General features: G+C 67.8%; 12 protein-coding genes. 5 read left to right on the top strand and 7 right to left on the bottom strand.

Translation table 11 applies throughout. The features are described 5' to 3' along the window. Positions 1-41: 41 nt before the first annotated feature. From GT007_RS14765 to GT007_RS14750, 4 genes are all read right to left on the bottom strand, one after another. A complete protein-coding gene (locus GT007_RS14765) occupies positions 42-9,959 on the bottom strand; it encodes an SdrD B-like domain-containing protein (RefSeq protein ID WP_160122397.1) in 9,918 nt (3,305 codons plus the stop codon). Between the two features lie 243 nt (positions 9,960-10,202). Continuing rightward, complete coding sequence (locus GT007_RS14760; RefSeq protein WP_160122396.1) at positions 10,203-11,849, bottom strand: NAD(P)/FAD-dependent oxidoreductase; 1,647 nt, start codon at positions 11,847-11,849, stop codon at positions 10,203-10,205. Then, the gene (locus GT007_RS14755) at positions 11,837-12,205 is read right to left on the bottom strand and encodes a DUF3293 domain-containing protein (protein ID WP_160122395.1); all 369 of its coding nucleotides are present in this window, start codon (positions 12,203-12,205) and stop codon (positions 11,837-11,839) included. Before GT007_RS14755 ends, GT007_RS14760 begins: the two co-directional genes overlap by 13 nt. A 43-nt stretch (positions 12,206-12,248) precedes the next feature. Then, positions 12,249-13,019, bottom strand: coding sequence for a LamB/YcsF family protein (locus GT007_RS14750; RefSeq protein ID WP_160122394.1), 771 nt, complete (start codon positions 13,017-13,019; stop codon positions 12,249-12,251). Between the two features lie 99 nt (positions 13,020-13,118). Between GT007_RS14750 and GT007_RS14745 the strand changes: the two genes are divergently transcribed. After that, positions 13,119-13,832 carry a 5-oxoprolinase subunit B family protein gene (locus GT007_RS14745; RefSeq protein ID WP_160122393.1) on the top strand — a complete coding sequence of 238 codons (714 nt, stop codon included), beginning with the start codon at positions 13,119-13,121 and terminating at the stop codon, positions 13,830-13,832. Next, the gene (locus GT007_RS14740; protein ID WP_160122392.1) at positions 13,829-14,776 is read left to right on the top strand and encodes a 5-oxoprolinase subunit C family protein; all 948 of its coding nucleotides are present in this window, start codon (positions 13,829-13,831) and stop codon (positions 14,774-14,776) included. Before GT007_RS14745 ends, GT007_RS14740 begins: the two co-directional genes overlap by 4 nt. 65 nt (positions 14,777-14,841) lie before the next feature. On the opposite strand, the gene GT007_RS14735 is transcribed toward GT007_RS14740, so the two are convergent. The 3 genes from GT007_RS14735 to GT007_RS14725 all read right to left on the bottom strand — a co-directional run bounded on the left by GT007_RS14735 (position 14,842) and on the right by GT007_RS14725 (position 19,080). Then, positions 14,842-15,942, bottom strand: a complete 1,101-nt coding sequence (locus GT007_RS14735; protein ID WP_160122391.1) for a BsuBI/PstI family type II restriction endonuclease — start codon at positions 15,940-15,942, stop codon at positions 14,842-14,844. Beyond that, on the bottom strand, positions 15,939-17,714 hold the full coding sequence (locus GT007_RS14730; protein WP_160122390.1) for an HsdM family class I SAM-dependent methyltransferase: 1,776 nt from the start codon (positions 17,712-17,714) through the stop codon (positions 15,939-15,941). Before GT007_RS14730 ends, GT007_RS14735 begins: the two co-directional genes overlap by 4 nt. A gap of 202 nt (positions 17,715-17,916) precedes the next feature. Then, complete coding sequence (locus GT007_RS14725) at positions 17,917-19,080, bottom strand: 4-hydroxybenzoate 3-monooxygenase (RefSeq protein ID WP_160122389.1); 1,164 nt, start codon at positions 19,078-19,080, stop codon at positions 17,917-17,919. Positions 19,081-19,156: 76 nt separating this feature from the next. On the opposite strand from GT007_RS14725, the gene GT007_RS14720 reads away from it, so the two are divergent. The 3 genes from GT007_RS14720 to GT007_RS14710 all read left to right on the top strand — a co-directional run bounded on the left by GT007_RS14720 (position 19,157) and on the right by GT007_RS14710 (position 21,533). After that, complete coding sequence (locus tag GT007_RS14720) at positions 19,157-19,846, top strand: glutathione S-transferase family protein (RefSeq protein WP_160122388.1); 690 nt, start codon at positions 19,157-19,159, stop codon at positions 19,844-19,846. Continuing rightward, on the top strand, positions 19,843-20,493 hold the full coding sequence (locus GT007_RS14715) for a DsbA family oxidoreductase (RefSeq protein WP_160122387.1): 651 nt from the start codon (positions 19,843-19,845) through the stop codon (positions 20,491-20,493). The genes GT007_RS14720 and GT007_RS14715 overlap by 4 nt, the downstream gene beginning before the upstream one ends. A 65-nt stretch (positions 20,494-20,558) precedes the next feature. Beyond that, the gene (locus tag GT007_RS14710) at positions 20,559-21,533 is read left to right on the top strand and encodes a tripartite tricarboxylate transporter substrate-binding protein (RefSeq protein WP_160122386.1); all 975 of its coding nucleotides are present in this window, start codon (positions 20,559-20,561) and stop codon (positions 21,531-21,533) included. Positions 21,534-21,861: the final 328 nt, after the last annotated feature.

Genomic DNA, 21,861 nt, shown 5'->3' with positions numbered 1-21,861 from the left:
CGGTTGCCCGCACCCCCTTCCCTTCCGCCCGAAGGCGTCGTTCAGAACACGAAGTCGCTGGCCTGCAGGCTGGTCACCCCATACAGGATGATCTGCTCGCCATTGTGCTCGATCAGCGTCTTGTCGCTGTAGTTGGTGACGGCGAGGTCGGCCATGCTCAGCCCGCTGGCCGAGAAGTCCAGCTTGTCGCCCTCGGCATGGTTGAAGTCGGACACCTGCGTCAGGCCCCAATGCGGCCCGAACGCGAAGGTATCCGCGCCGCCATAGCCGTACACATTGCCGCCGCCCGGGCCGATCTGCATCGTGTCCCCGTAGTTGGAACCCCAGAAGATCGTGAAGCCCGAACCCGCCGTCAGCGTGGAGGCCGCCGTGCTATTCGCCACCAGGTTGGTGCCGCTGGCATTGCCGGTGATGCTGGTGGCGCTGCCCGAGAGATAGGCCACCTCCACATTCTCGGCCACGGTCCAGCCGCTGACTTCCAGCCAGGCGGTGTCGTAGCCGCCATCGGCGTTCTCGACGACGGTGTCGGCCGCGTTCTTGATGATGAAGTGGTCGTTGCCCGCGCCGCCGAACATCTGCGTCACCCCGGTGCCGGAGTAGAAGATGTCGTTGCCCGCGCCACCGATGAAGGTGTCGTTACCACCCTGGCCCCAGAACACGTTGTCGCCCGCGGCGGCCGTGACGGTGGAGCCGGACGCATTGGCCACCACCTGCGCCCCGCTGCCGCCCAGCACCACCGAATGCGCATCGCCGAACAGGCGCACGATCTCGACATTGTCCGAGACATGCCAGCCATCGGCGCTGACCCAGGCGGTGTCGATGCCCTCGCCCGGCTTCTCGACGATGACCGAATTCACGTTGTTCACCACGAACTGGTCATTGCCCGCGCCACCGATGAAGGTGGTGACACCCGAGCCGCCGCGCAGCACGTCATCGCCGGCGCCGCCATCCAGAACGTCCCCGTTCTGGTTGCTGCCCCAGATCTCGTCATTGCCGCCGCCGCCATGGATGGTGGAGGCAAGGTCGGCATTGGCGACCAGCACATTGTCCAGCGCATTGCCGTTCAGGCTGGTGGCGGCGCCGATCAGGCGGCCCGCCTCGATCTCGGGCGACATGGTCCAGCCGCTGGCCGCGACCCAGGCCGTGTCGTAGCCGCCATTGGCGTGCTCGGAGACGAGGTCGCTGGCGCTGGCGATGCTGAACTGGTCGTTGCCGGCGGTGCCGAAGAACACGCTGCCCGCCGCGTCCGCCACGCCGCTCAGATGGATGTTCTGGTCGGCGAAGCTGACCCACTGGATGTCGTGCAGCACCTGCTCGCCGGCCGCCGTCTTGATGACGGTGGTCGAACCGTTGCTGGTGATGGTGGCATCGGCGCGCAGCACGTCCAGCTGCACCACATTGTTGCCGCCGCCGCCATAGACCTCGTCCGAGCCCTCACCGAGGCGGAAGATATCGTTGCCGGTGCCGCCCACCGCGGTGTCGTTGCCGGCGCCGCCGATGAACAGGTTGCCGCCATTGCCGCCGATCAGCAGGTCGTCGCCGCCATGGCCCATCAGCGTGGTCGGCGCGTCGGTGCCGATCACGATGTCATCGCCCTGGCTGCCGTAGAAGCTGTCCTGGCCGGCGGGCAGAACCACCGGGGCCAGTGCCTCGAAATGACCGAAGGCGCCGGGCATAGAGGTCTGGTCGGGGTGGTAGTTGATGCCGGCGGGCATGCCCTGGCTGGCCTGCCAGCCATTGATCACGATGGCGGCGTTGGTGCCGAAATACAGCACGAACTGGCCGTTCACCATGCCGGTCGCGGTTGGCGCGCCATAGCCGTAGATCTCGATGGTGTCCCCGCGGGAGGGGTTGAAGTTCTCGATCCACTGCACGCCGTCGCCGACCTGATAGTTCACGGTCGTCTGCTGGCTGCCGAGCTTCAGGTGGTCGCCCACCGTGTAGTTGCCGAAATTCGTGCCGTCGAAGCTGATAGTGCCGGTGTTGGTGCCACCCACCATGATGCCGCTGCCGTGCAGCTCGTCATTCCCGGCCAGGCCGATCATGATCGAGCGGCCTTCATTGGCCTCGATGATGTCGTTGGAGATGCCGCCCACCAGCAGGTCGTAGTTCCAGGCGCCGGAGGCGCTGCCCAGACCCTGGCCGTTGTTGCCCAGCCCCTGCATGTTGTTCGGGCCGCAGCCGCCGATGATGATGTCGCGGCCGGAGGTGCCCTCCATGATGTTGGAGCCGTGGCCACCCACCAGGATGGAGCCGCCGGAACCGCCGCCGCCCTGCAGGTTGTTGTCGCCCGTGCCGCCGACGAGGTAGGCGAGGCCGCCATTGCCCATCAGGTGGTAGCTGCCCTGCCCGCCGATGGCATAGGCGCCCGGCTGGTCGAAGGTGTAGTTGCCGCCGCCATCGGGCAGGTGCTGGGCGACATTGCCGGTCAGGCCCACGCCCTCATAGGCCAGGCCCGCATTGACCTGCGTGACCTCGGCGCCGTTCACCACGGTGAAGGCGTCGGTGATGCCGTTGCCGGGGTTGGCGTCGCTGTCGCGCACCCCTTGCGTGCCCGCCACCTTGGCCACGAATTCCGTGCCGTCGGGGGCGGTGAAGCGGGTGATGTAGCTGCCCGGCGCCACGCCGCTGAACAGGTAATCCCCGTTCGCGTCGGTGTAGGCGGTGGCGGCGATCAGGCCGGTCACCGTGATCAGCTCGACCTTGATGCCCTCGAACATCGCCGAAGGCAGCTTGTAGTTGCAGATGGCGTCCGGCTGGTCGAGGAACACATGCCCGCTGACCGCGCCCGTGCCCTGATAGCCCGCGTCGATGGTGCGGTCCGTCTGGCCCGAGAGGATCAGGAAGCCCGGGGCGACACCCAGGGCATTCGGGTTGCTGTCCACCGCGCGGTTCGGGCCCACATAGGGGGTCGTGACCGTGTAGCCGGCGGGGGTGGTGAACTCGACATGATAGTCGGAGGGCTTGTGGCCCTCGAACAGGTAGTTGCCCTGGGCGTCGGTCACGGTGGTGTCGACGGTCAGGCCCGTGCGGTCGTCGATCAGCTTGACCGTGACACCGGCAAGGCCCGGCTCCAGCGCGTTCTGCAGCCCGTCATGGTCGATATCGACCCAGGCCTTGTCGCCGATCGTCACCGGGCGCCACAGCCCGGCGTCGATGGTCAGGTTCACGTCGCCCGAGGAATAGGTCTGGTTCGGCGTGGCGCCCGCCAGGTCGGCGTCGCTGTCGATGGCGTCGTTGGCGCCGACATTCTTGTCGGTGAAGTGATAGCCCGCGGGGGCGTCGAACTTCACCGAATAGGTGTCGGGGCGCAGGCCGTCGAACAGGTAGTTGCCGTTGGCATCCGTGACCATGCTGGCCACGACGGTGCCGCTGCCATCCAGCAGCTTGACCGTGACGCCGGCCAGCGGCGTGTCGATGGCGTCCTGGATGCCGTTGCCGTTCTGGTCCTCGAACACCCGGTCGCCGATCTTCACAGGGATGTAGAAGCCGGCGTCGTGCGTCAGGTCGATCTGGCTGGAGGCGACGGTGAAGGCCGGCGTCTCACCCGTGGTGTGGCTGGGGTCGCTGTCGGTCGCGGCCGTGCCCTGGCCGGGGATGGTGGGCACATAGCCCGCGGGCGCCGTCCAGATTTCCTTGTAGGTCGCGGGCGGCACGGTGAAGGAGTAGTGGCCGTTCGCATCCGTCACGGCCGTGCCGACCACGGCACCCGTCAGGGTGTTGATCAGCGTGACGGTGGCACCGGCCAGGTTGGCCTCGCCGCTGTCCTGGACGCCGTTGCCGTTGGTGTCCACCCAGGCGCGGTCGCCGATGGTGGCCGGGCCGTACAGCCCCGCATCCACCGTGCGGTCGTCATCGCCCGAGACATAGACCTTCACCGGGGTGATGCCGGTGATGCGGCTGGCGTCGCTGTCGGCCGCGTCGTTGCCGCCCTGGTCGGGCTGCACGAACTCGAAATCCGTCGGCGGCACCACCTGGATGTGATAGGCGCCGGGCTTCAGGCCGGTGAACAGGTACTGGCCGTTCGCGTCCGTCGTGGTGGTGCCAACGATGGCGTTGCTGCCATCCAGCAGGTTGACCGTGACATGGGCCAGCGGCGTGTCGCCGGCATCCTGCACGTTGTTGCCGTTGCGGTCTTCCCACACCGTGTCGCCGATGGTGACGGGGCGGTACAGCCCGGCGTCGATCGTGCGGTCGTCGGCACCCGAGATGTAGGTCTTGGCGACCGTCTGGCCGGTGACGAGGTCGGCATCGCTGTCCACCGCGTCGCCGCCCGCATCCTTGGCGGTGAAGACATAGCCCGCGGGCTTGTCGAACTGCACCGCGTAGGTGCCGGGCTTCAGCCCCACGAACAGGTAGTTGCCCGAGGCATCGGTGGTGGTGGTGGCCAGCACGGTGCCCGTGCCATCCAGCAGCTTCACCGTGACGCCGGCCAGGACGACATCGCCGCCATCCTGCACGCCGTTGCCGTTCATGTCCTCGAAGACCGTGTCGCCGATCTTGACCGGGATGTAGTAGCCCGCGTCATGCGTCAGGTCCGTGACGCCCGACAGCAGCACCGTGTTCCCCGTGACACCCGTGACCGGGCTCGGGTCGCTGTCGGTGGCGGCCGTGCCCGCGCCGTCCGTGGTGCGGACATAGCCGGCGGGCAGGCTCCATTCCTCGTGATAGGTGCCGGGGGGCAGGTTGGTGAACAGGTACAGCCCGTTGCTGTCCGTCACCTTGGTGCCGACCAGGGCGCCCGTGTCACTGTCGTAGAGGTTGACGGTCACGCCCGCCAGGCCCGGCTCGCCGGCCTGCTGGATGCCGTCGGCGTTCAGGTCCACGAAGGCCTTGTCGCCCAGCGCCGCCAGCGGGATGACATGCACAGTCTCGGTGTCCGAGGACGGCGTCATCGCCGTGCCCGGGGTCACGCCATAGGGGTTGGCGGGGGTGACGGGCGCCACGGTCGCGGTGTTGGTCAGGTAGGAACCGGCCGAGGCGCCGGCGGCGACCTTGGCCGTCACCTCGATCACCACCTTGTCGCCGGCCGTGAGCGCGTTGTCGCCCGCGTTGACCACGTCGCCGAAGTCGAAGCTGAGCTTGCTGCTGGCGGCATCGAAGGTGCCGCCGGCATTCACCGCCAACGTGCTGCCGGTGATCGACCCCAGCGACACCACCTTGGAGGACAGGTATTCGAGGCTGCTGGGCAGCGCGTCGATCACCTTCAGGTGCTGCGCGCCCTCGCCCAGCGTCACCGTCAGGCGATAGGTGACGGTCTCGCCCGCCACCACGTCGGAGCCCGGCGTGTAGATGTTGGAGGTGGCAACCAGGTCCTTCACGATGCTGTCCTGGATGGCGACGTGGATCGTCGCGTCATCCTGGTCATGCGCGGTGCGGATGCTGGAAGGATCGTTCGCGTAGTCGAGCGTGGCCGTGTTGGTGATGGCCTGGCCATGCACCACGGTGTCGGCCAGCTTCGCCTGATAGGTGATGGTCACGCTCTGGCCCAGCGCCAGGCTGGCCAGGTTCAGGCTGATATGCCCGCCCGCCTCGCTGATCGTGCCCATGCTGGAGGTGGCGGAACCCGCCACCAGCGTGATGCCCGGGGCCAGGATGTCGCCCAGCGCCAGGTTATAGGCGCTGGCGTGGCTGGCGGCGGTGTGCTGGATCGTGACCGTGTAGGTCGCGATGTCCGCCGCGTCCCCCGTGCCGAAGGTCGTGGTCTTCTGCACGTCCAGCACCGGCTCCACCACATCGACCGAGGCGGTGGCGGTGTTGGACTGGCTGTAGTCGGTGGTGGCCTTGACGCTGTTGGTCAGCACGTCGCCGCCCACATTGGCGGCGACATCCACCACCTTCGCCTGCAGCTCGATGACGATCTGGTCCTTGGCGTCGGCCACATTGTCGGCCGTGTTGGTCACCGTGCCGAAGGACAGCGTGACCTGGTCGCTGGTGCCATTGCCGTTGCTGTCGGCGGCCGAGACCGTGGGCGTCAGGATGCCGCCGGCCGCGGACAGGTTGGCGCCGGCCGAGATCACCTTGGCCGAACCCGCCACATATTGCAGCTGGCCGGAGGAACCGGAGACCAGCTGGTCCGCCAGCGTGTCGATCACCTTGAAGTTGACCGACTGGCCCTCGGGCACCGTCACCACCATACGATAGGTGACGACCTCGCCCACCTTCGCATCCTGGTTGCTGGTGCTGTACTGCGCGCTGCCGGTATCGGCGAAGCTGGTGTCGAACACCGACTTGGTGATGGTGGGCGAAGCGATGGTGACCGTCGCCGGGTCGCTCACATTGTACGGCCGGTCAGAGGCGGGGGTGCCGGGCTCGCTGCTGCCTGTCGCGGTCGCGGTGTTGTTGATGGCCTGGCCGCTGACGGCCCCCGCCACCGCCTGCGCCTGGAAGGTGAGCTTGATCTGCCCGCCCTCGTTCAACTGCGCGGCGGTCACCTTCAGGTTGGTGTCGCCCACGCCATTGCCGCTGACGATGGTGGTGCCCGAAGGCCCGCTGACCAGCGTGACCGTGCCCGGCAGGAAGGTGGCATTCGGCGCCAGCTGGCTGAGGATGTCGTCGATCGAGACATCATAGGCCGGCGCGCCATAGCTGCTGGACTGGTTCGTCAGCGTGACGGTGTAGGTGTAGACGTCGTTCGCATCGACCGTGACGCGGCTCGCGGTCTTGTCGAGCACCAGATGCGGCTCGACGATCTCGACCGAGCTGGTGACCGTCGTGTCCTTCACCGTGCCCACGCTGTCGGTGACGCGGACGATGGCCTTGTTCGTCTCCGTCTCGCCCGCGTAGTTCGCGGCCGTGTCCAGCACGCGCGCCACGATGTCGAAGCTGATGGTGTCGGCGCCGTTCTGCGTGTTGTCCGGCGTGTTGGTCACGTCACCGAAATTGAAGGTGACGGTATCCATGATGCCGTCGCCGTTGCTGTCGGAAATCACGCCGACGCTGCCAGCCGCGACCCCGGCGCCGGTGATGTTGGCGCCGACCGTGGCGCCGGTCACGCTCACCAGTTCGAAGGGCCCGCCCGTCACGGAACCCGTGCCGCCCGGCAGGATGTCGATCAGCTTCAGGCTGTGCGACTGGCCCTCGGGGATGGTGGCGGTCACGTGCCAGGTCACCAGCTCACCGATCGCGAGATCGGTCAGGCCGGCGTTGCCCTCGGCGGTGCCGGTATCGGCGTTGGAGGTGGCGATGACCGTCTTGGCCACCTGCGGGGTGACATCGACATAGGCGGTGTTGGTATCCGCCAGGCCGTCGGTGGAGGTGCGGCTGATGCCGCCTTCCTCCGCCGCGTACCAGGCGGTGGTGCCGGTGTTGGTCAGCCGGTCGCCCGCCGCCACGGTGCTGTCCAGCTGCAGGTCATAGGTGATGACGACCACGTTCTTGCCGCTGGTCGCGTCATAGGCGGCGATGGCGCCCTGGTGCAGGCCGGGGTCGGTCAGCTGGATGCCGCCCGCCGCGTCGAACAGGCCGCTGCCCGTCAGCGTATAGGCCACGGCCGTGCCGTCGCCGTAATGCACCTGCAGGTTCAGCCCGCCGGCGGGGATGTGGAAGCCGGTGGGCAGGCTGTCGCGGATCAGCGTGTCGAAGGCACCGCGCACGCCGCTGCCCACATTCTCGACCACGATGGCGAAGGTGACGGTGTCGTTCGCGTCGGCGCGGATCAGGTTGGCGTCGATGGGCGTGCTGGCCAGCCCCGCGCTGGTGATGGTGCCGGTGAAGGCGGTGGCCGAACCCGGCGCGTTGAAGGTGACGCCCGAGGGGCCGGCGGCGGCCGTGAGGACGGCGGCCCCCGTGTTGTCCTCGGCCACCACGCCCTTGACGATCTTCAGCCGCGGCTCACCCAGCTGGAACTGGATGATCGCATTGTCCTGGGAGACGGTGTCGAAGCTGTTGGTTTCGGAGGAGGTGACCTGGTTGCTCAGCAGCAGCCCATCGCCGAAGGCCGCGTCGTTCACCTTCACGGTGAACAGCAGGTCGATATGCGTGGTCGGGTAGGCGCTGTTGGTGATGTCACCGAAATTGAAGGTGATCGAGTTGCCGGCCGCATTCTGCGTGATGCTGGGCATCACGCCCGCCGCGTTCAGGTGCAGCTGGTCGGTGGGGCCGAGGCTCCACTGGTTCAGGCCCGGGACGGCGCCGACGCCCGCGAAGGAGAAGGCGTTGGCCGTGCCGTTCACATCCGGGTCGGCCGCCAGCAGCACGGGCAGCGGCAGGAAGTCCGTCAGCGTCACCGAATGCGCCGAGGTCAGCGGCATATCCAGGGTGAGGCGATAGGTGATCAGGTCGCCCGACTGGATCTTCGGCACCACGGAGAAGCTGGTGCTGCCCTGCGCCGTGTCGCCATTGATGGCGTAGATGCTCTTGCCGACATCGCTGACCGGCAGGATCACGCCGGCATGGCTGTCATCGGCGATGGCGTCGCCGGTGTTGTACACGTCGCCACCATAGATGACGTCGTTCTTCACCGGGTCGCCCTGGTCGACCATCGTGTCGCCCGGCACCGGCCCGGTCCAATTGGCGTCCAGCGTGGTCTGGAAATTGATGTGGATGGTGGCCTGCTGATAGTCGGTGGCGTGGGTCGCGCCGCCCAGCGCGCCGCCATTGCCGTCCATCACATCGTCGAGGCCCGCCGCGACCATCGCCTCGCTGACGCGGAAGGTGATGACGCTGGTGCCGTCCGCCGCCTTGGCGCCGACATCATAGAAACCCACCAGGCTGACCGTATGGGTCACGCCATGCTCGGTCACCGTCAGGGTGGGGGTGAAGCCCGCCTTGAAGGTCTGGCCATCGCCCAGCGTGTCGGTGACGACGAGGCCCTTCATCTCGAAATAGTTCGAGACCTGGCCGTCCAGCGAATATTCCAGCGTGCCGCCGGCCTGCCATTGCGGGGAGACGAGGTCCACGCCCTTCTGGATGGCGATGGACTTGGCGGTGACGATGTCCTCGGCGCCCGGCGGGTCGATGTTGATGTGCGTGAGGCTGTCGCGCCCGTCGATCGGCTGCCAGTCGGCATCCAGCGTCGCGTTGTTCTCCAGCGGGCGGAAGGCGCCGGTCGCGGGGTCCAGCACCGGCTCACCGGTCGAGAGGAATTCCGTGACGTAGTAGTCGATGACCAGGGTGGGCTTCACCGCCCCGCCCGTGATGGTGCCGTCGAAGGTGCCGGTCACCACCTGGCTGCCATAGGCGCCGGTGATGGACACCGTGCCGGGCAGCACATGGCCCGACCCGTCCTCCAGATGCGCGCCCAGGATCACGACGCCATCGGGCATCTGGTCCTTCAGCGTGACGCCGGTGAAGTGCTGGCCCGCCGCGAAATCGCCCTGCACCAGCCAGGTGCGCGGATAGGAGGGGCCGGTCGCGGTTTCCTGCTCCGGGCCCAGATAGATCTTGTCCAGCGTGGCGACGGTGGGGTCGAGGTTCAGCGTGGCCGTCGGGCCAGTGATGACGGGGTCGGCGGCCGGGTTGTTCAGCGGGTCCGCGCCATAGGCGAAGCCGCCCGAGGCCTTTACCGCCAGCAGCGTGTTCAGGTCCGCCAGGTTGGAGATGTTCAGCTTCAGGTCGATGTCGGAGGGCGTCTGGGTGGTGGTGAAGCTGCCGAAGGGCAGCTTGAGCACCAGCAGGCTGTCGCCCGGCGTGCCGTTGATGACCAGCGCGTTGCCCGATGCGTCCTTCGCATAGGGGTGGGTGGCGTGGCCCGCGGCGTCGAACTGGATCAGCGTCGATTCCAGCGCGGCGCCCAGATAGGTGGCCGAGACGAAGGTGACGCCATCATTGACCGGGGAATTTCCCACCCCGGCCCCATCCGCGCCGTTGGTCGGCAGGATGACGTTCACATAGGGCGCATAACCCGTGTCGCTGCCGGAGGCAGCGTTATCGAAACGCAGGCCGAGCGTGACCGTGGTGCCGATGAAGGCATCCAGAGTGGAACCGTTCAGGAAGGTGACGATGGGCTGGGGGGCCATGGCTGCGCCTTATTTGTCTAAAAAAACGCGTTTTGGGCGTTTCTTGAGGAAGCGTTAAAGGGCGGCGCAGGCCCGCACAAGCATCTTTCCCTAACAAAATCTCAATTTTTCGGAAAAACCCAAGCGCGAAGTCGGAAAACCCGCCGACGGAAGCGCATTTCAAGAGGTTAGCGGGCGTGCTTCAGCGCGCGTCTTAATCGCGAAGCGCGCACACACGTCAGAAGTGTATGAATTTTTTGAGTTTCATCCCCAACCTTCGGTCACCACCGCATGGCGGCGGCGTTCCTGCGGCAGGTCCCGCCCCAACAGCGCCATCGCCACCGCCTCCGCCACCCGGATGCCGTCCACCCCTGCCGAGAGGATGCCGCCGGCATAGCCAGCCCCCTCGCCCGCCGGATACAGGCCCGGGGTGTTGGGGCTTTCGCACAGGTCGGTGCGCCGGATCCGCAGTGGCGAGGAGGTGCGCGTCTCCACCCCCGTCATCACCGCATCCGCCATGTCGAAGCCCGGCAATTGGCGGCCGAAGGCGGGCAGAGCCTCTCGCATGGCGGCCACCGCGTAGTCGGGCAGGCAACGGGACAGGTCGGTGGGGGTGACACCCGGCTTGTAGCTGGGGGTCACGGCGCCCAGGCTGGTGCTGGGGCGCCCGGCCAGGAAATCCCCCACGCGCTGGGCGGGCGCGCGGTAGTCGCCGCCGCCGGCCTCGAAGGCCAGGCTTTCCAGCCGGCGCTGGAACTCGATGCCCGCCAGCGGGCCTTCGCCGGGGAAATCCTCGGGGCCCACATTCACCACCATGCCGGCATTCGCGTTGAACTCGGCGCGGGAATACTGGCTCATGCCATTGGTCACGACGCGGCCGGGCTCGCTGGCCGCGGCCACCACCTTGCCGCCCGGACACATGCAGAAGCTGTACACGGCCCGGCCATTGGCCGCGTGGTGCACCAGCTTGTAGTCGGCCGGCCCCAGCACCGGATGGCCCGCCGAGGGCCCGAACCGCGCCAGGTCGATCACCCCCTGCGGGTGTTCGATGCGCACGCCGATGGAAAACGGCTTGGCCTGCATCGCCACACCCGCGGCGTGCAGCATGGCGAAGCTGTCGCGCGCGGAATGGCCTAGCGCCAGCACCACATGCCGCGCCGCCAGCACGGAACCGTCCGAGAGCCGCAGCCCCCGCACGGCACGGGTGCCTTCCTCCAGCAGCACTTCCTCCATCCGGGTGCCGAAGCGGTATTCGCCGCCCAGCGCCTCGATCTCGGCGCGGATGTTCTCCACCATCGAGACCAGGCGGAAGGTGCCGATATGCGGCTTGGAGAGATACAGGATCTCCTCCGGCGCGCCGGCCTTCACGAATTCGGTCAGCACCTTGCGGCCATGCAGCAGCGGGTCGCGGATCTGGGAATACAGCTTGCCGTCGCTGAAGGTGCCTGCCCCGCCCTCGCCGAACTGCACGTTGCTCTCGGGGTTCAGCACGCCCCGGCGCCACAGGCCCCAGGTGTCCTTGGTGCGCACGCGCACGGGCTGGCCGCGTTCCAGGATGATGGGGCGAAAGCCCATCTGCGCCAGCAGCAGCGCCGCGAAAATGCCGCAGGGGCCCGCGCCCACCACCACCGGGCGCTCCTGGAACCCCTCCGGCGCATGGGCCACGAAATCATAGCGCATGGCGGGGGCGGGGCGGATGCGCGGGTCGTTCAGCGCCAGCAGCGGCGCCTCGTCCGCCAGCAGCGCGTCCACGGAATAGACCAGCCGGATCGCGCGCTTCTGCCGCGCGTCATAGCCGCGGCGCACCACCTGCCAGGCCAGGGGGCGGGCGCCCAGCCGCTCGCGCACCGCCTCGGCCAGGGCGGCGGGGGTGTGGTCCAGGGGAAGGCGGATCTCCGTCAGGCGCAGCATGGGCGGGCTGGTGCCAGCTTGTGATCATCTGGGCAAGCTTGGGGGCAAGCGAGCCAGTGCAACCGTGCCCCGCGCGTATCGAGCACCAGCACCGCCGCCTGGGCGAAGCGCCGGGCCAGCAGGCGGGTGCGGGGCGTATCGGGGGCCAGGAACATCGCCTCCCGCCACTGCCCCAGCCCGGAGTGGGCCGGCAGCCAGGGGCGGGGCAGCAGCGTCGCCATCCGGGCCATCCGGCGCCGGTTCAGGCCGGCCGGCCAGCGGCGACCGCGCGGGTTCTCGGCGGTCAGGAACAGGGCGCGGCGGGTGCCGAGCAGCGCCAGCGCCCGCCCTGCCCCGCCGCCGGGCCGGACCACCACGCCCGCCGCCCCGTACCGGCTGAGGCGGAAGGCGCGGGCCTTGTTAAAGGGCCATCTCCGGCAGGGTCTTGAGCTGCACGCCCGCATCCAGCAGCGCCTGCTTCACGGCAGCGCCCAGGGCACGCGCGGTCGGCTCGTCGCCATGCACGCACAGGGTGTGGATCTCGGCCGGGATGCGCTTGCCGCTGCGGGTCACGATCACCTTTTCCTGCACCATGGCCAGCACCTGCTTCACCGCCACGGCGGGGTCATGGTGCACCGCATCGGCATTGGCGCGAGAGGTCAGGTTGCCGTCATCGTCATACATGCGGTCCATGAAGCCCTCACTGGCCAGCGGGATACCGGCCTCGATCGTGGCCTTGGCCAGGCAGGAATTGGCCAGCCCCACATGGATCAGCTTGGGGTCGATGGCCTTGATGGCGCGCACCAGCGCGCGGGCCGCGTCGATGTCCACGGCGGTCAGGTTGCCCAGCGCGCCATGCGCCTTCACATGCGTCACCTTGCCGCCCGCGATGGCCGCCACCCCCATCAGCGCGCCGATCTGATAGGCGCACATGTTCTCCAGCTCCTTGGCGGACATCTTGATCTGCCGCCGGCCGAAGCCCTGCAGGTCAGGAAAACCCGGATGCGCGCCCAGCGTCACGCCATGAGACATGGCGAGCTGCACCGTCTTCAGCATCACGTCCGGGTCGCCGCCATGGAAGCCGCAGGCGATGTTCGCGCTGTTGATCAGCGGCATCACGCCCGCGTCGTCGCCCATCTTCCAGGGGCCGAAGCTTTCGCCGATGTCGGAGTTGATGTTCACCACGGGCATATCTGAAGCTCCTGAATCCTGTCCCGCCCCAAGCTTGCAGCCGCCGGGCAGCCTGCCAAGATGGCCGCCGAGACTGGGTGCGGATTCCGGGGGTTCTGGATGCGATTGCGATTGGCCGGCGACGGCATGCTGGTGGCCGAGTTTTCCACAGGGATCGACCCCGCGGCCTCCGCCCGCGCCCGCGCGCTGGACGCGGCGCTGAAGGCCCGCGCATTGTCGGGGGTGGTGGCGACCATGCCGGGCATCCGCTCGCTCGCGATCATCCATGACCCCGTGCACCTCACCACCCGCGCCCTGACCGCCGTGCTGGAGGAGCTGGAATCCGGCCTGACCGCCGCCGAGGCCGCCCCCGCCCATCGCTGGGTGCTGCCCGCCTGCTACGAGGCGCCGCATGCGCTGGACCTGGAGGAATCGGCCACCCGCCTGGGCCTGTCCACCGATGAGCTGATCGCCCGCCACCTGGCCGGGCGCTACACCGCGCTGATGGTGGGCAGCTATCCGGGGCATCCCTATCTGGGCGGGCTGGACCCCAGCCTGTACCTGCCGCGCCGCGTGCCGCCCCGGGTGCGGGTGCCGCGCGGCTCCATCGCCATGGCGGAACTGATGACCAATGTGTACCCCGTGGAGGCCCCGGGCGGGTGGAACGTGCTGGGCTGCACCGCCGCCCCGCTGTTCGACCTGCGCTGGGACAATCCCTCCCTGCTCTCGGCTGGCGACGAGGTGGTGTTCCGCCGCGTGGGCCTGGCCGAACATGACAGCCTGCTGGAGGCCTTCACCGCAGGCACCCTGCACCCGCGGGAGGCCTGCCGATGAGCGCGGCGCTGGACGTTTTGGAACCCGGCCTGTTCACCACCATCCAGGACCGGGGGCGCCTCGGCTTCATGGATATCGGCGTGGCCCCCTCCGGCGCGCTGGACGGGCTGTCGCTGCGCTCGGCCAATGTGCTGGTGGGCAATGACCCGGGCGACGCCGCCTTCGAGATGTGCCGCCTGGGTGCCAAATTCCGCGTGGCGGCCGAGAGCATCCGCTTCGCCTTCGCCGGCGCCGAGGGCCGCCTGACCCTGGATGGCGAGCCCATCGAGTTCTGGCGCAGCCATGTGGCCCGGCGCGGGCAGGTGATCCATCTGGCGGCCATTCGCGGCAATGTCGCCTATATGGCCATCCAGGGCGGCTTCGCGATCGAGCCGGTGCTGGGCAGCCTGTCCACCTATACCCGCTCAGCCATCGGCGGCTTCCATGGCCGGCGCCTGCATGCGGGGGATGCGGTGCCGCTCAACCAGGTCGAGGCGCGCACCGGCCGCAACCTCGCCCTGCCCCACCCCGTGCCCGCCGAGCGCGGCCGCCCCCTGCGCGTGGTGCTGGGCCCGCATCAGGAGATGTTCACGGATGCGGCCATCCGCACCCTGCTGACCACGCCCTATACGGTCACGCGCGATGCCGACCGCATCGGCGTGCGGCTGGAAGGCGCGCCCCTGGAACATGCCGGCGCGAAGGAGATCGTCTCGGACGCCAACACCACCGGCTGCATGCAGGTGCCGGGCAATGGCCAGCCCATCGCGCTGATGGCCGACCGCCACAGCTGCGGCGGCTATCCGAAGATCGCGACCATCATCACCGCGGACCTGCACCGGCTGGGCCAGGCCCTGCCCGGCACCACCCTGCGCTTCGAGGCGGTGGCGGTGGAACAGGCCGAGGCCGCGGCCTTCCTGCTGGCGGAGGCCGAGGCCGCGACCTTCGGCAGGCTGCGGGAGGTGTGAGGGTCCGGCAATCGCCTCGATCTGGCATCTCTCAGCGAAGATAGCAGTCGGTAGCCTGGAGTAGTTCAGAGGAGCGCGGCCAGCTTCCGGGCGGCCGTGCTGCCATCATGCATCTGCACCAGCTTGTCGGGTTCCGAGACGAACCAAGCGAAGGACCGCCAAGCCAGCGCTGGCATGGTGCGCCGCGCGGGATCGGCGCCGCGGTCCATATAGGCGGTGACGAAAGCCGCATGTTCGGGTTGATATGCCCGCGGGCTGGCGGCGATCAGTTCCAGCAGTGCACGCTGCCGCTGTTCCGTCACCGGGCCATCGGACGCCACTACTTCCACGAACACCAACAGTACTTCGCCTGCGCGGCCGGGCGGATCAAGGTCCACAAGCACCACGTCCGGCAACATCGTCGCCGCATCCAATGTGACGCCGAGCGCGCGCTCAAGCGGGGCGTCGCGGAAGGGCATCTTGTTCGCACTGTCACTGATCCACGCCACGCGCGGATCGCCCAGAAAAATTGGCGCGAAGACTTCCACAACTGCCTTAGTAATTAGCGGACTCGGCCCGGGCGGCAGGATAATGGACGGGCCGTTGGGGCATTGCACAGTAATGTTGGCACTCGCGGTGCTGGCGCTGTTCCGAACCAACGCGGCACGCGCAAGTGCTGCGGCCGAGAGGTTCCGCCGCCGCCATTCCACCGCTGCTGCTTCAATCTGCGGCGCGTCCATGCCAGGGCGGAATAGCGCGGCGAAACCCGCTTGAAGGGCATAGCGGCCCTTGGGTGAGGTAGTCGGCACCCCTGCAAGCTCCACTATTGCATTGCATGGAACTAGGCCGTTCCGGAGCACTTCATCGCGGATGGGTTCGCGGGTGTTGTCGGCATACCAACGCTTCTCAGCATGCTTGCGGGGAAGGTTTGCGCCTCCGTGCACATCGTAGACAAGGTTACGCACATCGTCGGTCTGTTGCGCAGCCAAGCTATCCGACATGTGAACTACATGGCGGGGTGCAAGCCATCTGTTAGAACCAGCTACGGCACCAATGTAGAGTGCAACAAACACAGTCTTCGCGGCCATGTCGCGGACAAGATTGCGGCGATCCGGTGTGCCCTCGGGGAAGATCGTCAACAGTCGTTCGCGAACGTCCTGCCAGGGTATTAGCGGCGGCAGGCTCATTCGGCACCATAGAGGCGTGCGACTGCCTTCTCTGGATCGGGCGTAGCGAGCGCGGCTAACAAGTCACCGGCGGCGGGTAGGGGCATAGCTTCAAGCTCTGATGCGCTCACGGCGACGGATGCGTTGATGCAGCGAAGCACACGGTCAGCTGTCATGGTGGAGAGGAAGGCGGCAACTGCGGACACCGGCACCTTTGGCTTAGCAACCATGGGCAACACCATGTTGAGATGGTTCTCAACCGTGATGCGGCCGTGCTGCGCGATCACTTCGGCCGGCATCTCCGCCGAGATAAGCCGGCGGCCCTGTTCTTTCGCGGTGGTCCGCTGCACCAACACACAAGGCCGCGTGACGATGTTCGGATCATGCGGCCCGCTCGGCTCGAACCACGGCGCGTGGTTCCGCTTCGTCGCCTTAAGGATGAAGCGTCCATCCTGCGTGACCGCCTCCGCCCACACGATGGGGACGCGGTTCTCTCCCGGCTTAGAGTGCAGCCGGGGCTTGTGGCGGTTCCACACAAGCGGGCCTGTCGATACTGCGTAGCCCCAATCGGCGAGGCGCGCGGGCATCTCGCGCATACGCTGCACGAAGGCGGCATCTGCGGCGCTGCGTGGAAGGGTCCACGGCGCTTCAGGATCGTCCGGCAGGATCAAGGCGCCTGTCGGCTGCACCGTTAGCACGCCACGCTCGGCAAGCACTACGGCGCATGTCGCGCTGCGCTCGGCACGGCCGCGCCGGAAGGTGGACAGGGCGACCTCTTGCAGCACGTCCGCGAAGGCATCCTTGCGGCTTTCGAGTAGGTCAATCGATACGGGCGCCGCGTACTCATGCAACAGCCGGCGCAGGGCTTTGAAGTAGTGGCCGGCCAGGAAGCTCGCGGGTGTCAGATAGGCCACGATCCCGCCGCCCGGCTTCGCCAGATGCACGGCAAGATCGGTGAACAGCCCGTAGAGGTTCGGATGCCCGTGCAGACTGCGGCCGAAGCGGGCGCGCGTCTCGGGCGTATCTTTCACCTTACCGAAGGGTGGGTTGCCCATGACCAAATCGTGCATCCCGGCCGCATCCTCGAAACTGGACAATGCGTCGCGTATCTCTGCGACATGGCCAAGGCGGCGGCTGGACGCGGCGACCAAAGGAAGGGCCACGGCTTCAACCGCGAGATTGGCCAGCCATGCGGCGAAACCATCCAAATCCCAGCCACGCAACCGGGAGCCGAGTGCGGAGAGAGCGATGGCAGGTTCAGCCCCCTCCATCGCGGCAAGCATCCGGACAGCGGCTTCCACGAGGAAAGCGCCACCCCCACATGAAGGATCAATCGCCCGCCCAACGCGCCAGTCATGGCCAGCAGCGTGCGCCTTGTCCAACAAGCGTCGGACCAAGGCAGGCGGAGTGTAGAAGATACCGTGCTTGGTCCTGTGCGTTGGCGGCAGAGCTTGGGTGTAGAGGCGGCCAAGTGCCGCCACGGCTTCCGGCACCGGTAAGCGAACAACATCACGCCCGAAGGCACGCGCATCAGCGACAGTAAAAGGCGACAGCTCGGCGAGCGCCAGCCCGGCGGGCAAGGCGACATGCGCTAGCCGGCCGGCGCCATGGGCTTTGGCGTTCTCCTGCCACCACGCCACGGCAGCGGCATACGCGAGGGAGCGGGCAGCCTCCACGCTTGCCGCATCAACGACGGCAGAAGCAGAAAGGGCACGTTGGCGAGTGAGCAGGTGAGATACTACCGCTTCAGAGCCGTGCCGCTTGTGCGCTCCCTCTACAGCTCCAGCCATCATCAAGCCCCACGATTCGTGACCACCATGATGCCCCGCAATCAGGTCATCCGACAGGTAAAGTGCATTCGCGCGTGGACTAACATGTGGGGAACTCGGCTTCTATCGGGGCAACGCACCTTCCGACACCGCCCTTCATTCCATCGGTTTGGCGTGATCGGCCGGAACAAGGAAAGATCGGAGAAAGCTTTTAACAACATCAGCTTCACACCCCCTCATACGGCAGCCCCACATAGTTCTCGGCCAGGGTCTTCTGCGCGGCCTCGCTGCTGAACAGATAGTCCAGCTCGGCCGCCTGGACATGGTGCTCGAACCCATCGGCCGCGTCGAAGCGGTGCAGCATCTGCGTCATCCACCAGGAGAAGCGCTGCACCTTCCACACCCGGGCCAGGCAGATGCGGCTGTACTCCTCCATCAGCCGCGTCTCGCCGCGGCGGAAGAAGCCGTCCAGCGCCGCCGCCAGCACCCGCACATCCGCGATGGCCAGGTTCATGCCCTTGGCCCCGGTGGGCGGCACGATGTGCGCCGCATCCCCGGCCAGGAACAGGCTGCCGAAGCGCATCGGCTCCGCCACGAAGCTGCGCATGCCGGTGACGCCCTTCTGGATGATCGGCCCCTCCGGCACCGGGCCCAGGCGGCGGTGCAGCGCGGCCCAGATCCGCGCATCGGGCCAGGCGGCGGGGTCCTCGTCGGGCGCGCATTGCAGATAGAGGCGGCTGAGGCTCTCGCTGCGCATGGTCGCCAGCGCGAAGCCATCCTGGTGCCTGGCATAGATCAGCTCGTGGGAGGCAGGCTTGGCCTCGGCCAGGATGCCCAGCCACGCGAAGGGATAGACGCGCTCCAGGATGCGCAGGGCGGCCGGCGGAATGGCATCGCGCGTGATGCCGTGGAACCCGTCGCAACCGGCGATGATGTCGCAATCCAGGCGCTCGGTCCCGTCCGCATGGGTGAAGTGGATGGCCGGGCGCGGGCCCTCGATCCCCTCCACCCGCACGCCCGAGACCTCGAAGAACAGCGGCAGCCCGGCCGCCAGCCGCGCGGCCACCAGGTCCTTCACCACCTCCTGCTGGCCATAGATGGTCACGCGCTTTCCGGTCAGGCGCGTCAGCTCGATGCGGTGGCTGCCGCCCTCATGGCGCAGCTCCACGCCTTCATGCGGCAGGCCTTCGCGCAGCAGTCGCTCGCCCAGCCCGGCCTCGACCAGCGTCTCCACGCTGCCTTGTTCCAGCAGCCCCGCGCGGATGCGCCCCTCGATATACCGGCGGGAGCGGCTTTCGATCACCACGGCGTCGATACCCGCACGGTGCAGCAGATGCCCCAGCAGCAGGCCGGCCGGCCCTGCTCCGATGATGCCAACCTGACAGCGCATGCGCCCCTCCCCCTTTTCGTTTTGTGCTTCTCACCCCCAAATGATGCTCCAATCGCCAGCACGCAACGGGGGAAACATGCAGCGCCTGCTCTATGAACTGGCCGGGGAGGACCCGGGCCGCCGCTTCAGCCCCTATTGCTGGCGCACTCGCTTCGCCCTGGCCCACAAGGGGCTCGAGGCCGAGGGCACCCCCTGGCGCTTCACCGAGAAGGACCGCCTGGCCTTCTCCGGCCAGGGGCTGGTGCCGGTGCTGGTGGATGGGGAGAAGGTGCTCTCCGATTCCTGGCGCATCGCGGAGTGGCTGGAGGAGAAATACCCCGACCGTCCCTCCCTGTTCGGCGGTGCCGCCGGGCTGGTGCGCTTCGTGAACAGCTGGGCCGACACCGCCCTGCACCCGGCGCTCGCCCGGCTGATCGTGAAGGACATCCACGACTGCCTGGCCCCCACCGACCAGGCCTATTTCCGCCAGACGCGGGAGGCGCGCTTCGGCAGCACGCTGGAGGCCATCCAGGGCAAGCGCGACGCCGAACTGCCGGCCTTCCGCAAGCTGCTGCAACCCCTGCGCGGCGCGCTGGCGGACAAGCCCTGGCTGGGCGGCGACGCCCCCAACTATGCCGACTACATCGTGCTGGGCAGCTTTCAATGGGCGCGCTGCACCAGCCCCTTCCGCCTGCTGGCGGAGGATGACGCGCTGTTCGCCTGGCGGGCACGCGGTTTCGCCCTGTTCGGCGGCATGGCCGCCCAGGCCAAGGGATTCCCGGCATGAGCAAGCTGCGCATCGACATCGTTTCCGACGCGATCTGCCCCTGGTGCTGGATCGGCAAGCGCAACCTGGAAGGCGCGCTGGCGGAACTCGGCTGGGACGCGGAGCTGACCTGGCACCCCTATCAGCTCAACCCCGAAATGCCGCCCGAGGGCGTGTCGCGCGCCGAATACCGCGCGGCCAAATTCGGCAGCCTGGAACGCTCGAAGGAACTGGACGCCCAGGTGACGGCGGCCGGTGACGCGGCGGGGCTGGAGTTCCGCCTGGACCGCCAGGCCCGCACGCCCAACACGCTGAACGCCCACCGCCTGTCCCTGCTGGCCCAGCGCCACGGCGTGCAGGCCCCGGTGCTGGAGGCGCTGTTCCAGGCCTATTTCCACGATGGCGAGGATGTGGGCGACCTGGCCGTGCTGGCCCGCATCGGCGCGGAGCATGGGCTGGAGGCGGCGGAATACCTCGCCTCCGACCAGGACATGGAACAGATCGTCGCGACCGACGCTTCGTTCCGGCAGGGCGGCATCTCTGGCGTGTCGAGCTTCGCGCTGGAACGGCATTTGCTGTTCTCGGGCGCCATGCCCGTGGCGCAGATGGCCGCGGCGTTCCGGCGCGGTGAGGCGCTGCTGCGCGAAAAGGGCCTGATCGGCGCCTGAGAAACCGTGCTTGCCCGCGGGGGCGGGCGCGGTGCACGCTCCGTGGCAATACACGGAGGAACAACATGTCCATCACCCGCCGCGCCGCATTGGCGCTGCCCTTGCTGGCGCCTGCCCTGCGCCCCGCCCACGCCCAGCGCTTCGCCGCCCAGCGCCCTATGCGCATGGTGGTGCCCTACACGCCCGGCGGCGTGTCCGACATCACGGCCCGGCTGATCGCGGACCCGCTCTCCGTCACCTGGGGCCAGCCGGTGGCGGTGGAAAACCGGGCGGGTGCCGACGGCATCATCGGCACCGAGGTCATCGCCCGCAGCCCGGCGGATGGGCACACGTTGGGTCTGGTCAGCGTGGCGCATCCGGTGAATGCCGCCTTCTACCGCCTGCCCTTCGACACGATGGCCGATTTCACCTTCCTGTCGCTGACCACGCGCACGCCGCTGGTGCTGTGCGCCGCGCGCGATTTCGCGGCCAGCACGCCCGCGCAGCTGGTGGACCACGCCAAGCGCCGCGGCGCAGGCGCCGTCACCTTCGCGGGCACCGGCGGGGTGGTGCGCCTGGCCCCGGTGCTGTTCGCCAGCCTGACCGGCATCGAGATGACCTATGTGCCCTATCGCGGCAGCACCCAGGCGCACCCCGATCTGATGTCCGGCCGGGTGGACATCATGTTCGACACCGTGCCGGCGGCGCTGGTGCATATCCAATCCGGCGCGCTGAAGGCGCTGGCCACCACGGGTGCGACCCGCAGCCCGCAACTGCCCGATGTACCCACCATGGCCGAGGCCCTGCTGCCCGGCTTCGAGGCCACGACCTGGGGCATGGTGATGGGCCCGGGCAACATGGCCGAGGACCTGGCCACCACCCAGTCGCGCGACATCGCCCAGGCCCTGCGCGTGCCCTCGGTGATCGAGCGCCACCGCATCCTGGGCGCGGAGGTGATCAGCTCCACCCCCGCCGAAACCCGCGCCTTCGTGCAGGCGGAACTGGCGAAATGGGGGGAGACGGCACGCCGCGCCGGCATCGAGCCGCAAGCATTACGATAGCCCATGGCGAACCACCCGCTTGCTGCGGGTGCACAGAATGCGCGAGCGGGTGCCGCAAGGGAGACCTGCGACACCCGGAAGGATTTATCCAAGAATTGATACAGATCACAACTCGGTGAGTCCGTCAGGTTTTATCGCATTCCTGATTGATATTGATGCCTTGTTCATACCCGCCCGGCGCCTGGGCAGTATTGTCAACGAAAGTTGAATAGAACCTGACCAAACGGGGCAATTCCTCTATCGAACCGCTCCCGCCCTTGCCCCTAGTTTCGCGGTCATGGCTCACACCGTACCACTTCCTCAGCCGCAGGTTGCACCCGCCAGCACC

Origin of the sequence: Rhodovarius lipocyclicus (assembly GCF_009900765.1) — a bacterium.
Taxonomy (GTDB): Bacteria; Pseudomonadota; Alphaproteobacteria; order Acetobacterales; family Acetobacteraceae; genus Rhodovarius; species Rhodovarius lipocyclicus.
Note: the sequence above shows the minus strand (reverse complement) of the source record. Positions and strands in the feature narration are given on the sequence as shown.